The sequence below is a fragment of the Anaeromyxobacter sp. Fw109-5 genome, from assembly GCF_000017505.1.
In the GTDB taxonomy this organism is placed as follows: Bacteria; Myxococcota; Myxococcia; order Myxococcales; family Anaeromyxobacteraceae; genus Anaeromyxobacter.
On record NC_009675.1, the window covers coordinates 737547 to 752192 of the forward strand.

13 protein-coding genes are annotated in these 14646 nt (G+C 72.7%); all 13 read left to right on the forward strand.

The window, feature by feature from the left end; translation table 11 throughout:
* Positions 1-13 precede the first annotated feature (13 nt).
* The 13 genes from ANAE109_RS03370 to ANAE109_RS03430 all read left to right on the forward strand — a co-directional run bounded on the left by ANAE109_RS03370 (position 14) and on the right by ANAE109_RS03430 (position 14606).
* The gene (locus ANAE109_RS03370; RefSeq protein ID WP_011984975.1) at positions 14-1282 is read left to right on the forward strand and encodes a methyl-accepting chemotaxis protein; all 1269 of its coding nucleotides are present in this window, start codon (positions 14-16) and stop codon (positions 1280-1282) included.
* Between the two features lie 36 nt (positions 1283-1318).
* The gene (locus ANAE109_RS03375) at positions 1319-3595 is read left to right on the forward strand and encodes a hybrid sensor histidine kinase/response regulator (RefSeq protein WP_011984976.1); all 2277 of its coding nucleotides are present in this window, start codon (positions 1319-1321) and stop codon (positions 3593-3595) included.
* Entirely contained in the window at positions 3592-4614 is a 1023-nt protein-coding gene (gene cheB, locus ANAE109_RS03380) for a chemotaxis-specific protein-glutamate methyltransferase CheB (RefSeq protein ID WP_011984977.1), read from the forward strand. Before ANAE109_RS03375 ends, cheB begins: the two co-directional genes overlap by 4 nt.
* Positions 4611-6110, forward strand: coding sequence for a CheR family methyltransferase (locus ANAE109_RS03385; RefSeq protein WP_011984978.1), 1500 nt, complete (start codon positions 4611-4613; stop codon positions 6108-6110). The genes cheB and ANAE109_RS03385 overlap by 4 nt, the downstream gene beginning before the upstream one ends.
* 8 nt (positions 6111-6118) lie before the next feature.
* Positions 6119-6502 carry a PleD family two-component system response regulator gene (locus ANAE109_RS03390; protein WP_011984979.1) on the forward strand — a complete coding sequence of 128 codons (384 nt, stop codon included), beginning with the start codon at positions 6119-6121 and terminating at the stop codon, positions 6500-6502.
* Positions 6503-6625: 123 nt separating this feature from the next.
* Positions 6626-7372, forward strand: a complete 747-nt coding sequence (locus ANAE109_RS03395) for a YebC/PmpR family DNA-binding transcriptional regulator (RefSeq protein WP_011984980.1) — start codon at positions 6626-6628, stop codon at positions 7370-7372.
* Positions 7373-7393: 21 nt separating this feature from the next.
* Positions 7394-8698 carry a thymidine phosphorylase gene (locus tag ANAE109_RS03400; RefSeq protein ID WP_011984981.1) on the forward strand — a complete coding sequence of 435 codons (1305 nt, stop codon included), beginning with the start codon at positions 7394-7396 and terminating at the stop codon, positions 8696-8698.
* 47 nt (positions 8699-8745) lie between these two features.
* Positions 8746-9594 carry a purine-nucleoside phosphorylase gene (locus ANAE109_RS03405; protein WP_011984982.1) on the forward strand — a complete coding sequence of 283 codons (849 nt, stop codon included), beginning with the start codon at positions 8746-8748 and terminating at the stop codon, positions 9592-9594.
* 46 nt (positions 9595-9640) lie between these two features.
* Positions 9641-10012, forward strand: coding sequence for a PilZ domain-containing protein (locus ANAE109_RS03410; RefSeq protein WP_011984983.1), 372 nt, complete (start codon positions 9641-9643; stop codon positions 10010-10012).
* Between the two features lie 178 nt (positions 10013-10190).
* Positions 10191-10607, forward strand: coding sequence for a cytidine deaminase (locus tag ANAE109_RS03415; RefSeq protein ID WP_011984984.1), 417 nt, complete (start codon positions 10191-10193; stop codon positions 10605-10607).
* Between the two features lie 61 nt (positions 10608-10668).
* A complete protein-coding gene (gene ribF / locus ANAE109_RS03420; protein WP_011984985.1) occupies positions 10669-11637 on the forward strand; it encodes a riboflavin biosynthesis protein RibF in 969 nt (322 codons plus the stop codon).
* Positions 11638-11770: 133 nt separating this feature from the next.
* A complete protein-coding gene (gene pilB / locus ANAE109_RS03425) occupies positions 11771-13477 on the forward strand; it encodes a type IV-A pilus assembly ATPase PilB (RefSeq protein WP_011984986.1) in 1707 nt (568 codons plus the stop codon).
* A gap of 31 nt (positions 13478-13508) precedes the next feature.
* A complete protein-coding gene (locus tag ANAE109_RS03430; RefSeq protein ID WP_011984987.1) occupies positions 13509-14606 on the forward strand; it encodes a type IV pilus twitching motility protein PilT in 1098 nt (365 codons plus the stop codon).
* Positions 14607-14646 lie beyond the last annotated feature (40 nt).

Genomic DNA, 14646 nt, shown 5'->3' on the forward strand with positions numbered 1-14646 from the left:
CCCGGAGCCGCCCATGAGCACCCGCGACCCGTTCGAACTCTCTCAGAAGCCCAAGGCCCGCGTCGCGGCCCCCCGCACCGCCGCGAAGAAGCGGAACGGCGCCGTCGGCTCGGACGCGGCCCGCATCGCCGTGGTCCTCCGCGGGTTCGCCGAGGGCAACTACGACGGCAGGGTCGATCCCGAGACGATCGACGATCCGGGGCTGCGCGCGATCGCGGAGGCGGTGAACGGCGCGGCGAGCGCCGTCGTCGCCGATCTCCGCCAGGCGCAGCAGCGCGTGCAGATCGTGACCGCCGGGATCGACGAGGCCATCGAGGCGATGATCCGCCTGGTGATCCAGGGCGACCTCTCCGGCTCGCTCCGCCCCGGCTCGATCGACGCGGCGCTCACGCCGCTCATCGCGGGCATCGGCCAGGTGATGGAGACGCTGAAGAAGTTCGTCACCGAGACGCGCGAGGCGGCGCTGCAGCTCTCCACGAGCTCGGCGGAGGTGCTCGCCGCGGCGACGCAGAACGAGTCCTCCACGAGCGCGCAGGCGTCGGCGATCCACGAGACGACCGCCACCATGGAGGAGCTGAAGGGCGCGTCGCACCAGATCGCCGAGAACGCCCAGATGGTCGCGGCGATCGCGGAGCAGACCCTCTCCGGCGCGCGCCAGGGGGAGGGGGCGATCAAGGCGTTCATGGGCTCGATGGAGAAGGTCCGCCACAACGCCGTCGAGGTGGACGACGCGATCGCGAAGCTGTCGAAGCGCGTCGAGCGGATCGGCACGGTGGTCGAGGTGATCGACGAGATCGCCGACCGCTCGGACCTGCTCGCCCTCAACGCGGCGCTCGAGGGAGCCAAGGCCGGCGAGGCGGGGCGCGGGTTCTCGATCGTCGCCGCCGAGATGCGCCGGCTCGCCGAGAACGTCCTCGAGTCGACGAAGGAGATCAAGAACCTCATCACCGAGATCCGCGAGGCGACGCACGCCGCCAAGGAGGCGTCCGACGGGAACAAGCGCGAGGCCTCCGAGGGCGAGAAGCTGGGCGGCAACGCGATGTCGAGCGTGTCCGGGATCCTCTCCGGCATCCAGGAGACGAGCGACGCGGCCCGCGTGATCCACCTCGCCACCCAGCAGCAGCGCACCGCCACCGAGCAGGTGGTGCAGTCGATGTCGGAGATCGAGGAGGTCACCCGGCAGGCGCAGGCGGGATCGAAGCAGGCGACCGGGGCGGCCTCGGAGCTGACGAAGCTCGCCGAGCGGCTCGCCGAGCTGGTGAAGCGCTTCAAGGTGGAGTAGCCCGGCCGACCCGGAAAGGCACGCCGCGAGCCGCGCATGGGCGTCTCCGAAGAGATCCGCAAGAAGCTCCTCCCCCGGTTCCGCGAGACCACCGCGGACCGGGTGGAGAAGATCTCGAGCGCGCTGCTCGAGCTCGAGCGCGGCGCCGGCTCCCCCGAGGCGCTCGACGAGCTCGCGCGCGAGCTGCACACGCTGAAGGGCGAGGCCCGCATGATGGGCTTCGTCGGGATCTCCAGCGTGGTGCACGCGGCGGAGGACCTGCTCAAGGCGCTGCCGCAGGCGAGCCCCGGCGAGCGGCTGGACGCGCTGCTCAAGGCGTGCGGCGCGCTCGTCCCCATGCTCGACGCCCCGGTGGACGGCGGCGACGCCGCGGGCAGGCTCACGGAGTCGCTGCGCGCATTGATCGCGACACCGGCCGGATCACCCGAGGCCAGTCACCCTGAGCGTGGCGACGCGGCGACAGCCGCGGAGCGAAGTCGAAAGGCCTCGACCCCGACCCCGACCCCGACCGCGACCTCGACCTCGACCGCGACCGCGCCGTCACCCCCGTCCCCCTCGCCGCAGGCCCCCCGCCCCGACTCCCGCATGGAGCTGCGCGGCGAGAAGCCCGCCGCCTCCATCCGCGTGGACGTGGACCGGCTCGACGAGATCGCCGCGCTCGCCGGGGACGTGCTGGTGGAGGGCGAGCGGGCCATCCGGCGCTCGCGGGACCTGAACGCGCTCTTCGCGCGCTGGGGCCGGCTCTCCGACCGCGTGATCGCGCTCGCGGAGCGGCTGCGCGACGCGCGCACCGCCCGGCTCGTCGAGCAGATCGAGGGGGACGTCCACCTCCTCCGCTCCGACACCTTCCGCTTCTCGCGCGCGCAGAGCGAGGCGGCGTCCTCGTCGCAGGCCCAGTTCGGGCGCCTCGCCGAGCGGATCGGGGAGGCGCGGCTCATCCCGCTCTCGGGCGTGCTCGCCGCGTTCCCCCTCGCGGTCCGCGACATGGCGCGCGAGCAGGGGAAGGAGGTCGAGTGCGTGGTGCGCGGCGGAGAGACGGGGGTCGACAAGGCCATCCTGCTCTCCCTCAACGACCCGCTCGTGCACCTCGTCCGCAACTCGGTCGACCACGGCCTGGAGGCGCCCGGCGAGCGCGCGCAGGCGGGCAAGCCGCGCGCCGGGAGGATCGTGATCTCCGCGCGCGTGGACGGCGACCTGCTCGCGGTCACCGTCGAGGACGACGGCCGCGGCATCGAGGCCCCGAAGGTCCGCGCCGCCGCCCTGCGCAAGGGGATCATCGGCGAGCAGCAGGCGGCGAGCCTGTCGGCGCGGTCGGCGCTCGACCTCATCTTCATGCCCGGGTTCTCGACGCGCGAGCAGGCGGGCGAGACGAGCGGGCGCGGCGTCGGCCTGGACGTGGTGCGCAAGCGCGTCACGGCGCTGGGCGGCTCCGTCACGGTCGACTCCGAGCCGGGCAAGGGCACGCGCTTCACGCTGCGCATGCCGCAGTCGCTCTCGCTCATGAAGGTCCTCCTCGTCCGCATCGACGAGGACGTCTACGGCATCCCGGCGGTGGACGTGGACAGCGTGGGCCGCCTCGATCCCAAGGACGCCACGGAGGTCGCCGGCATCCGCGCCGTGCGCTACCGCGGACGGCTCCTGCCCGTCGTGGCGCTCGGCCCGCTGCTCTCGCTCAACGGCGGTCCGCGCTCGAAGCGGCCGCTCGTCGCCTACGTCATCCACGGAAACGAGGGCGCGGCCGTCGTCGTGGACGGCCTGCACGGCGAGCGCGAGGTCGCGGTGAAGGCGCCCGGCGCCTTCCTAAAGGGGATGCGCTTCGTCACGGGGGCGGCGGCGCTCGAGGACGGCCGGGTGGCGCTGCTCCTCTCCACCCCGGACATCGTCGCCGCGGCGCGGCGGCTCGCGTCCCCGGCGATGTCGCGCGGGCGCGACCGGCGCAGGCTGCGCGTGCTCCTCGTCGACGACAGCGCCATCGCGCGCGAGGCCGAGGCCGCGCTGCTCCGCTCGCTCGGCCACGAGGTCGAGGAGGCCGTGGACGGCGAGGACGGCTGGCGGAAGCTGCAGGCCGGCAGCTACCAGCTCCTCGTCACCGACGTGCAGATGCCGGTGCTCGACGGGATCGACCTCACCCGCCGCGTCAAGGCGACGCCGCGCTTCCTGAAGCTCCCGATCGTGATCATGTCCTCGCTCTCCGCGCCCGAGGAGCGGCGCCGGGGCGTCGACGCGGGCGCGGACGCGTACATCGTCAAGGGGGAGCTCGAGGCGGAGAGCCTCGCCGCCACCCTCGAGCGGCTGTGCGGGGTCGGCGCGTGATCCACGCACAGCCCCGGCGGATCCGCGTCCTGGTCGCGGACGACTCCGCCCTGTTCCGCGAGCTCCTCGCAGGGGTCGTCGCGGACGCGCCGGGCTTCGAGGTGGTCGCCGTCGCGGCCGACGGGCACGAAGCCGCGGCGCTGGCGCGCCAGCACCGGCCCGACGTCATCACCATGGACCTCAACATGCCCGAGGCCGACGGCTACGCGGGCATCGCGCGGATCATGGCGGACACGCCGACCCCCATCCTCGTCCTCACGGCGAGCCCCTCCGAGGCGGCGGGGTTCCGCGCGCTCTCGCTCGGCGCGCTCGACATCCTGGAGAAGCCGCAGGCGACGGCCGATCTCGACGTGTACGGACGGCAGCTCCGCTCGAGGCTCAAGCTCCTCGCCGGCGTGAAGGTGATCCGCCACCCGCGCGGCCTGCGCGTGGAGGGCACGCCGCCGCCGCGGCGCGCCGCGCGCGCGGATCTGGTGGTCGTCGGGGCCTCGCTGGGCGGCCCGCGCGCGCTCGTGTCGCTCCTGCGCGGGCTCGCCCCGGCCTTCCCGGCGCCCATCGCGGTGGTGCAGCACATCGCCGACGGGTTCACCGAGGGGCTCGCGGCGTGGCTGTCCGCCGAGACCCGCCTGGACGTCCGGGAGGCGCGCGACAGGGAGCCGCTCGCCCCCGGGCGGATCCTCGTCGCGCCGTCCGGGCGCCACCTCGTGGTGACCGACGGCGTGGCCCGGCTCTCAGACGCCGAGCCCGTCGAGACCTTCAAGCCCTCGGTGACGCCGCTCTTCCTCTCCGCGGCCCGGCACTACGGCGCGCGCGCCTGCGGCGTCATCCTCACCGGGATGGGGCGCGACGGCGCCGAGGGGCTGCGAGCCATCCGCGCCGCCGGCGGCCCGACCATCGCCCAGGACGAGGCGACGAGCGCCGTCTTCGGCATGCCGCGCGCGGCCATCGAGCTGGACGCGGTGGATCGCGTGCTGCCGCTCGAGGAGATCCCCCGCGCGCTCGTGGAGCTGACGCGGTGAGGCCGATCACGCCCGACGACCTGTCCCAGCTCGCCGCGCTCCTCAAGGAGCGGGTCGGGCTGCACGTGCGGCAGGACGGCCACTCCGCGCTGCGGCTCGCGGTGGGCGCGCGGCTCGACGAGCTCGGCGGGGCGGTGCCGGACGCGCGCGCGTACCTCGCGCTGCTGCGCTCGCCGGCGGAGGGCGACGAGGAGCTGAGGCGGCTGCTCCCGCTCGTGACGGTGGGGAAGACGAGCTTCTTCCGAGACGAGCGGCAGTTCCGCGCCCTCGAGGCGCTGCTCCCGGAGCTCGTCGCGCGCGCCAGCGGCGGCGGCCGGCGGGTGTCGATCTGGTCCGCGGGCTGCGCGACGGGCGAGGAGCCGTACTCCATCGCCATGACCGCGGAGTCCCTCGGCGCGGCGCCGGAGCACCTCGAGCTGCTCGCCACGGACGTGAACCCGGAGGCGGTCGCGCACGCGGCGCGCGGTGCGTACGACGCGCGGCGGGCGCGGGAGATCCCGGCGCCGCTGCGCGAGCGCCACTTCGACCGCGACCCGCACGACCGCTACCACGTCCGCGCGAGCCTCCGCCGCATGATCGCGGCGATCCGCCCGCACAACCTGGTCTCGGGCGTGATGCCCCGCCCCGAGGGCGGCTGGGACGTCATCTTCTGCCGCAACGTCATCATCTACTTCGACACCCCCACCACCCAGCGCGTGCTCACCCAGTTCCACCACGCGCTCGCGCCGGGCGGCTACCTGTTCCTCGGCTACTCCGAGTCGCTGTTCCGGATCTTCGACGGCTTCGAGCTCACCGAGGTCGCCGGCGCGTTCCTGTACCGGCGGCCGGAGACCGTGCGCACGCCGCTCCCGGCCCCGCGCCCGATCCGCCCGGTGGTGCCGGTCCCCTCGGCGCCGCCGACCGTGCGGCACGTGCCCGTGGCGCCCGCGGCGCCGCCGCGGCTCCCCACCCCCGCGCCCATCCCCGCGGCCCAGCCGCCGCTCGCGCCCCAGGAGTACCTCGACGCCGCGGTGGCGCTCTTCGCGGAGGGGCGGTTCGGCGCCGCGCGCGAGCTGCTCGAGCGGCTCCTCGAGAAGGGCGGCGAGGACCTCGCCGTGCGGCTCACCCTCGCGAACCTGTACGGGATCCTCCGGCAGACCGACCGCGCCCGGGAGTGCTACGTGGCGGCGCTGCAGCTCGAGCCGCTGAGCGCCGAGGCGCACCTGTTCTTCGGGATCCACCTGCTGGCCGAGGGCGACACGGAGCCCGCCGCGCTCGAGCTCTCCCGCGCGCTCTTCCTCGACCCGGACCTCGCCCTCGCCCACTACTGGCTCGGGCGCTGCCGCGAGGCGCAGCGCGATCCGGAGCGGGCGCGGCTCGCGTACCGCAACGCGCTCACCGCGCACGCGCGGTGGCCGGAGGGGAAGCGGCAGGCGTTCCTGGGCTACTATCCCGACGTCCCCGAGGACGGCGCCGCGTTCGTGCGCGCCGCGCAGTACGCGCTCGCCGCGCTGTGAGGAGATCGATGGCCGAGAAGAAGCGCATCCTGCTCCTCGACGACTCGACGATCACGCTCGAGATGGAGAAGGCCGTCCTCGAGGACCGGGGCTACAAGGTGGCCATCGCCTCCAACCTCCTGGAGTTCCAGGCCCAGCTCGAGGGGTTCCAGCCGGAGATCATCCTGACGGACCTCATGATGCCGGACATCTCGGGCAAGGACATCGTCCGGGTCCTGAAGCAGGACTTCCACACGGAGAAGATCCCCATCATCCTGTTCAGCTCGAAGCCCGACGACGAGCTGGAGGAGATCTCCGAGCAGGCCGGCGCGGACGGGTTCCTCTCGAAGTCGCACGGCATCGACCGGCTCGGCGACATGGTCGACGAGATGGTGGACTCCATCCTGTGGTGAGGGCGGGCGAGCCGGCCCCCGGGCGCTGGCCCCCCCCGTTCGCTTGAAGACGCCGGGGAGCGCGTGCTACCTCCGGTGAGATCCCCGCCCGCTGGGCGCGGGGCCGCCGAGGGAGCGTCCTGCATGTCCGGCCACAACCGATGGTCCAAGATCAAGCGCAAGAAGGAGGCGCAGGGCGCGGCCAAGGGCAAGCTCTTCTCCAAGGTCATCAAGGAGATCACCGTCGCCGCGCGCATGGGGGGAGGCGACCCCGCCGGCAATCCGCGCCTCCGCGCCGCCATCGACGCGGCGAAGGAGGCGAACATGCCGCAGGACAACATCACCCGCGCCGTGAAGAAGGGAACGGGCGAGCTCGAGGGCGTCTCCTACGAGGAGGTGGTCTACGAGGGGTACGGTCCGGCGGGCGTGGCGATGATGGTCGAGTGCCTCACGGACAACCGGAACCGCACCGCCGGCGACGTGCGCTCCTCGTTCTCGAAGGGCGGAGGGAACCTCGCCGCCGAGGGCGCGGTGGCGTGGAACTTCGAGAAGCGCGGCGTCGTGGAGGTGCGGCCCGGGCCCACGGAGGACCGGGTGACGGAGGCCGCCATCGAGGCCGGCGCGGAGGACGTCGTGAGCCTCGGCGCGGACGGGTTCGAGGTCCGCACCCACCCGAACGACCTCCACGCGGTGGCGGCCTCCCTCGAGAAGACGCTGAAGCTCGGCGCGCGCCGCATCACCTTCGTCGCGAAGGAGACGGTGCGGCTCGCGGATCCCGACCGGGCGCGCGCCGTGCTGAAGCTGGTGGACGCGCTCGAGGATCTCGAGGACGTGCAGAGCGTCCACGCGAACTTCGAGATCGACGACAAGCTCATGGAGCAGCTCGCGTGACCCCCCGGGGAGCGTGACCGCGTGCGCGCCTACGAGATCATCCACCGCAAGCGCGACGGACGGGCCATCCCGCCCGCCGCGATCGCCGCGCTCGTGGACGGCTTCACGACGGGCGAGATCCCCGACTACCAGATGGCCGCCTTCTGCATGGCGGTGTTCTTCCGCGGCATGGACGAGGTCGAGGTGCGCGCCCTCACCGAGGCGATGCTGCGCTCGGGCGACGTGCTCGATCTCTCGGACATCCCCGGCGCGAAGGTCGACAAGCACTCCACGGGAGGCGTCGGCGACAAGGTCTCGCTCGCGCTCGCGCCGCTCGCCGCCGCCTGCGGCGTCAAGGTCCCCATGATCTCCGGGCGAGGCCTCGGCCACACCGGCGGGACGCTCGACAAGCTGGAGGCGATCCCGGGGTTCCGCGTGGACCTGCCGGTGGGGAGGTTCCGCGAGCTCGTCCGCGACGTGGGCGCCTGCCTCGTCGGCCAGACCGAGCGGCTCGCCCCGGCGGACCGGAAGCTCTACGCCCTGCGCGACGTCACCGCGACCGTCGAGTCGATCCCCCTCATCGCCGCGTCGATCATGTCGAAGAAGCTCGCGGAGGGGATCGACGCGCTCGTCCTCGACGTGAAGGTCGGCTCCGGCGCGTTCATGAAGCGGCTCGACGACGCGCGGACGCTGGCGGCGACGCTCGCGGGGATCGGGCGCCGGATGGGCAAGCGCGTCTCGGCGCTCCTCACGCGCATGGACGAGCCGCTCGGCCGCGCCGTCGGCAACGCCCTCGAGGTGGCGGAGACGGTGGCGCTCCTCTCCGGCGGCGGCCCCGAGGACCTGCGCGAGGTGACCGTGGAGCTCACCGCCGAGATGCTCGTGCTCGGTGGCGCCGCGGCGGACCTCGCCGCCGGCCGGGCGCGGGTCGCGGCGGCCATCGCCGACGGGCGGGGGCTCGCGAAGCTGGAGGAGATCGTGCGCGCGCAGGGGGGTGACGCCGCCGTGCTCCGCGATCCGGAGCGGCTGCCGCGCGCGCCCGTGCGGTACGACGTCCCCTCGCCCGCGGCGGGGTTCGTCGCCGAGCTCGACGCCGAGGCCATCGGGCTGGCCGCCGTCGCGCTCGGGGCCGGCCGCGCGCGCGTCGAGGACCGGATCGACCCGGCGGTGGGCGTCGTCGTGGCGAAGAAGCTCGGCGATCGGGTCGAGCGGGGTGAGCCGCTCTGCACGGTGCACGCGGGAGAGGGCAGCGAGTCCCGGGAGCGGGTCACCGCTCGGCTCGCCGGCGCGTACCGGATCGGGCCGGTCGCGCCGGCCCAGCGGCCGCTGGTGCTCGAGCGGCTCTGACCGCTCGTGGAACCCCGAACCAGGACTCGCCGTCCCGAGGGAACGTCATGCCCCATCGCGCCGACCTCTCCACGCGCCTCTCGTACGCGCTCGCCTGGGTGCGCGGGAAGACGGACCTCGCGCCGGCGGCGGGCCTCGTGCTCGGCTCGGGGCTCGGCGACTTCGTGGATCGGCTCGAGCGCGCCGTCTCGATCCCGTACGAGGAGATCCCGTCGTTCCCCGTCTCCCGCGTCCCGGGGCACGTGGGGCGGCTCGTGATCGGCGAGCTCGTGACCTCGGAGGGCACGGTGGCCGTCGCCGCCATGCAGGGGCGGGTACACGGATACGAGGGGTGGAGCGGCGAGGAGGTCGCCTTCGGGGCGCGCGTGCTGTGCGCCCTCGGCGTGAAGCTCCTGCTCGTCACCAACGCCGCGGGCGGCGTGAACCCGACGTACGCGCCGGGTGACCTCGTCCGGATCGTCGACCACCTGAACCTCTCCGGGGTGAATCCGCTCGTGGGGGCGAACGACGAGCGGCTCGGTCCGCGCTTCCCCGACCTGTCGGAGGCCTACGACGCTCGGCTGGGCGCCCTGCTCGAGGAGGCGGCCGCGCGCGCCGGCGTGACGCTCCGTCGAGGGGTGTACGCTTGCATGCCAGGCCCGTCCTACGAGACCCCCGCCGAGATCCGCATGCTGCGGCTCCTCGGGGCCGATCTGGTCGGCATGTCCACCGTGCCGGAGGTGATCGCCGCCCGTCACATGGGCGTCCCGGTGGCGGGCCTCTCCGTGGTCACCAACTTCGCCGCCGGCCTGTCCCGCCGCCCCCTGTCGCACGAGGAGGTGGCCGAGACGGCCGGGCGGGTCCGCGACCGGCTGGCCGCGGTCGTGGAAGGGTTCCTCCCCGGAGCGGTTCGTTGAAGAGGGTGGCCCCGCGCTGCTAGCCTCGCGGTACGGAGGGCCGAGCATGGACGACCGTGACCTGCCGTTGAACGCCGTCCCCGACCCGGATCCCGCCGGGCGCGAGCACGACGAGCGCCGCGACAGCGAGCGCATCCCCATCCACCTGCTGGTGCGCGACGCCGCCCTGGGCGGCTCGTTCGAGGCACACGAGGGCAACCTCGGCCTCGGCGGCGTGTTCTTCGGCGGCCTGCACCCGCCTTCGGGCAACCGCCTCGAGGTCCGCTTCCTCATCCCGGGAACGAGGCAGGAGGTCGAGGCGGTCGGCGAGGTGCTGCGGGTCTCCCGGAACGGACAGCGCTTCGGGGCGCACGTGAAGTTCGTGGACATGCCGCTCGCCTCCGAGCTCGCCATCGCGCGCTTCCTGCAGGACGAGTGATGGCGCCGCCCACCTGCGTTGAGCGTCGCGAGGCGCTCGATGCCGTCGCCGAGCGGGGCACACGACGACCGAGCAGCGCAGGCGTGCCTGGAAGGCACGTCGAGCAGCACAGGGAGGAGTCTGCCCCGCGCAGGCAGGCAGCGTGCGCCGCAGCAGCTCAATGCGAGTGGGTGTCGCCATGACAGCGCGGGCGCCGAGGAGGGGGAGCGCGGACGCCGCGCTGGCGCGGGCCGCGCGCGCCGCGCGCAAGCGGGCGTACGCTCCGTACTCGCGGTTCCGGGTCGGCGCGGCCGTGCGCGCGGGCGGGGCCGTTCACTCGGGGTGCAACATCGAGAACGCGAGCTACGGGCTCACCGTGTGCGCCGAGCGCGTGGCGGTGGCCGCGGCCGTCGCCGCGGGGGCGCGCCGCATCGAGGCGGTCGCGGTGGCGAGCGGGACGGACGAGCCGACCCCGCCGTGCGGGATGTGCCTGCAGACCCTCGCCGAGTTCGCCGGGCCGGAGCTGCCGGTCCGGCTCGTGGGCGCCCGCGGCGGCACGCTCGACACGACGCTCGGCGAGCTCCTGCCGCGCGCGTTCACGAAGCGCTTCCTGTGACGGCCGCCGGCGGGGCCGGCGCCCGTTTGACGGGGCCGGGCGCGGGGCCTATGTAGGCCCGATGGACGTCCACCGCTCGCTCGAAGAGGCTCGCGCCGCGGGTCGCCTGCGCGGCTGTGCCGTCGCCGTCGGGAACTTCGACGGCGTGCACCTCGGCCACCAGCGGCTCATCGCGCTCGCGCGGGCGCTCGCGCACCCGCGCGGCGCCGCGGCGGCCGTCCTCACCTTCGAGCCGCACCCGGTGCGCGTGCTCCGCCCGAGCCTCGCGCCGCCGCTGCTCGCGACCCTGCCGCGGAAGCTGGAGCTGCTGGCCGCGGCCGGCGCCGACGCGGTGGTCCTCCAGCCGTTCGACCTCCCGTACGCGGCGACCCCCGCGTCGGCGTTCGTCGCCCGGGACCTCGTCGGCGGGCTGGGCTGCTCGGACGTGGTCGTCGGCTACGACTTCACCGCCGGGCACGAGCGGGCACGGGTGGACGCGCTGCGCCCGCTGCTCGCCGCCCACGGCGTCCGGCTGCACGTCGTCGAGCCGGTGACCATCGACGGGCTCGTGGTCTCGTCCACCAAGGTGCGCGAGTTCCTGCTCGAGGGGAACGTGGAGGCGGCCGCGCTGCTCCTCACCCGGCCGCACGACGTGGACGGGATCGTCGCGCGCGGCGCCGGGAGGGGGCGGGGCTTCGGGTTCGCGACCGCGAACGTGCAGACGGCGGCTTTGCTCCCCGCGAACGGGGTGTACGCGGTCCGCGCCTGGCTGGGCGGCCAGCCCGGGCCGCAGGGCCTCGAGGGCGCGGCCCTGCACGAGGGTGTGTGCAACGTGGGCGTGAAGCCCACGGTCGAGGCGAACGCCGCGCTCACCGCCGAGGCGCACCTGTTCGACTTCATGGGCCGGGATCTCTACGGCGAGCGGATCCGCGTCGCCTTCGTCGCGCGGTTGCGGGACGAGCGTCGCTTCGCGTCGGTCGACGCGCTGCGGGCGCAGATCGCCGAGGACGCCGCGCGCGCGCGGGAGCTCCTCGCGCAGGCGCCGATGTAGGGCCGGGTCCGCGATTTACCCTCTCGAATCGCGTACTTACGGGCGGTCGCTTCCTTGACCCCTCGGCGAGCGGCCTGTTAAGTTCGCCGGGCTTCGCGGCCTGTCGCGCGCTCGACCACGGGGACCCTCACGCATGTCTGGACGGCTCGGCGAACTCCTGGTCCGGGAGAACCTCATCTCCCTGCAGCAGCTGCAGAGGGCCCAGGACGAGCAGCGCAAGACGGGCGGCCGCATCGGCTCGCTGCTCGTGCGGACCGGCGCGATCGCCGAGCACGACCTCACGAGCTTCCTCTCGAAGCAGTACGGCGTCCCGGCGATCTCGCTCAAGGACTTCGACATCGACGACGAGGTCCTGAAGCTCGTCCCGAAGTCGACGGCAGAGAAGCACCAGGTGGTGCCGGTGAACCGCGCCGGCGCCTCGCTCATCGTCGCGATGAGCGACCCCTCCAACATCTTCGCCATCGACGACATCAAGTTCCTCACCGGCTACAACGTCGAGGTCGTCGTCGCGTCCGAGCAGGCCATCAAGGAGGCCATCGACAAGTACTACGCGGACAGGGGGCCGAACCTCGAGGAGGTGATGGCGGGGTTCGACGACGGCGAGATCTCGGTGATCGAGGCCGCGGCCGACGACATGAACGTCGTCGATCTCGAGAAGAGCGCCGAGGACGCGCCGGTCGTCAAGCTGGTGAACCTCATCCTGCTCGACGCCATCAAGAAGGGCGCCTCCGACATCCACATCGAGCCCTACGAGAAGGACTTCCGCGTCCGCTTCCGCATCGACGGCACGCTGTACGAGGTGATGAAGCCGCCGATGAAGCTCAGGAGCGCCATCATCTCCCGCCTGAAGATCATGTCCGAGCTGGACATCAGCGAGCGTCGCCTCCCGCAGGACGGGCGAATCAAGCTGAAGCTCGGCAAGGGCAAGGAGATGGACTTCCGAGTCTCCGTCTGCCCCACGCTCTTCGGCGAGAAGGTGGTGATGCGCCTCCTCGACAAGTCGAACCTCCAGCTCGACATGACGAAGCTGGGCTTCGAGGAGCAGCAGCTGAAGGACTTCCTGGAGGCGATCGACCGGCCCTACGGGATGGTCCTCGTCACCGGCCCCACCGGCTCGGGCAAGACCACCACGCTCTACTCGGCGCTCTCCAAGCTGAACGAGGTCGCCTGGAACATCTCCACCGCCGAGGATCCCGTCGAGTTCAACTTCTTCGGGATCAACCAGGTGCAGATGCACGAGGACATCGGCCTCAACTTCGCGGCCGCGCTGCGCAGCTTCCTGCGCCAGGATCCCGACATCATCATGGTCGGAGAGATCCGCGACTTCGAGACCGCCGAGATCGGCGTCAAGGCCGCGCTCACCGGCCACCTCGTGCTCTCGACCCTCCACACCAACGACGCGCCCGGGACGGTGTCGCGCCTCCTCAACATGGGCATCGAGCCGTTCCTGGTGACGGCGTCGCTCAACGCCATCGTGGCGCAGCGGCTCTGCCGCCGCCTGTGCGCGGAGTGCAAGAAGCCGGCGCAGCTCGAGGAGCAGGCGCTCCTCGACGCGGGCTTCGGGCCGGAGGAGCTCGGGACGTTCCAGCCCTTCGAGCCGGTCGGCTGCAAGACCTGCAACGACCGCGGCTACAAGGGCCGCGTGGCGGTGTACGAGGTGATGCCGCTCTGGGACGGCCTCAAGGAGCTCGTCATCCAGGGCTGCTCGACCGCCGAGCTCAAGCAGGAGGCGATCCGGCTGGGCTTCAAGACCCTTCGCATGAGCGCCCTCAACAAGGTGAAGCTCGGCGTGACGACGCTCTCCGAGGCGGTGGGCAACACCGCGCCGGACAAGTTCTAGGCTCCTCGCAGGCACGAAGGCGGACCGAGATTTGGCGAACCTGCACCAGCTCCTCAAGGCGATGGTCGAGAAGGGGGCCTCCGACCTCCACGTGACGACCGGGTCGCCGCCCCAGCTCCGCATCGACGGCGCCCTCGTGCCGCTCAAGACGCCGCCGCTCACGCCCGTCGAGACGAAGCAGCTCTGCTACTCCATCCTGACGGACTCGCAGAAGCACAAGTTCGAGGAGGAGAGCGAGCTCGACCTCTCCTTCGGCGTGAAGGGGCTCTCGCGCTTCCGGGCGAACATCTTCATGCAGCGCGGCGCCGTGGCCGGCGCGTTCCGCACCATCCCGTTCAAGATCCTGACCTTTCAGGAGCTCGGGCTGCCGCCCATCGTGACCGAGCTCGCGAAGAAGCCGCGCGGCCTCGTGCTCGTGACCGGCCCCACCGGCTCCGGCAAGTCGACCACGCTCGCGTCGATCATCGACAAGATCAACACGGACCGGCACGAGCACATCATCACGATCGAGGATCCGATCGAGTACCTCCACCCGCACAAGAACTGCGTGGTGAACCAGCGCGAGGTCGGGGCCGACACCCAGTCGTTCAAGAAGGCGCTCAAGTACATCCTCCGCCAGGATCCCGACGTGGTCCTCGTGGGCGAGATGCGCGACCTCGAGACCATCGAGGCGGCGCTGGTCATCTCCGAGACCGGCCACCTGGCCTTCGCGACGCTGCACACGAACAGCGCGGTGCAGACCATCAACCGCATCCTGGACGTGTTCCCGCCCTACCAGCAGCCGCAGGTGCGCGCGCAGCTCTCGTTCGTGCTCGAGGGCGTGCTCACCCAGAACCTGCTGCCTCGGGCCGGCGGTCCCGGGCGCGTGCTCATCATCGAGGTGATGGTCCCGAACCCCGCCATCCGGAACCTGATCCGCGAGGACAAGATCCACCAGGTGTACTCGCAGATGCAGGTCGGCCAGGCCAAGTTCGGGATGCAGACCTTCAACCAGAGCCTCGCGGCGGCGTTCTCCCGGCGGCTCATCACGCTCGAGGACGCGATGGGCCGCTCCCCGGACCCCGAGGAGCTGAAGAACCTGCTCTCGAGCGGCGCGGCCCTGCGCCCCGCCGCGCCGCCGTCCCGCTGAACCAGGTTTTCGACCCGCGGGCGACCCTCGGCTAGGATCG

What these genes read in the sequence shown, in the direction of transcription:
- ANAE109_RS03370 (WP_011984975.1), top strand. Translation starts at nt 14, where the DNA reads ATGAGCACCCGCGACCCGTTCGAACTCTCTCAGAAGCCCAAGGCCCGC.
- ANAE109_RS03375 (WP_011984976.1), top strand. Translation starts at nt 1,319, where the DNA reads ATGGGCGTCTCCGAAGAGATCCGCAAGAAGCTCCTCCCCCGGTTCCGC.
- ANAE109_RS03390 (WP_011984979.1), top strand. Translation starts at nt 6,119, where the DNA reads ATGGCCGAGAAGAAGCGCATCCTGCTCCTCGACGACTCGACGATCACG.
- ANAE109_RS03395 (WP_011984980.1), top strand. Translation starts at nt 6,626, where the DNA reads ATGTCCGGCCACAACCGATGGTCCAAGATCAAGCGCAAGAAGGAGGCG.
- ANAE109_RS03405 (WP_011984982.1), top strand. Translation starts at nt 8,746, where the DNA reads ATGCCCCATCGCGCCGACCTCTCCACGCGCCTCTCGTACGCGCTCGCC.
- ANAE109_RS03410 (WP_011984983.1), top strand. Translation starts at nt 9,641, where the DNA reads ATGGACGACCGTGACCTGCCGTTGAACGCCGTCCCCGACCCGGATCCC.
- ANAE109_RS03415 (WP_011984984.1), top strand. Translation starts at nt 10,191, where the DNA reads ATGACAGCGCGGGCGCCGAGGAGGGGGAGCGCGGACGCCGCGCTGGCG.
- ribF (WP_011984985.1), top strand. Translation starts at nt 10,669, where the DNA reads ATGGACGTCCACCGCTCGCTCGAAGAGGCTCGCGCCGCGGGTCGCCTG.
- pilB (WP_011984986.1), top strand. Translation starts at nt 11,771, where the DNA reads ATGTCTGGACGGCTCGGCGAACTCCTGGTCCGGGAGAACCTCATCTCC.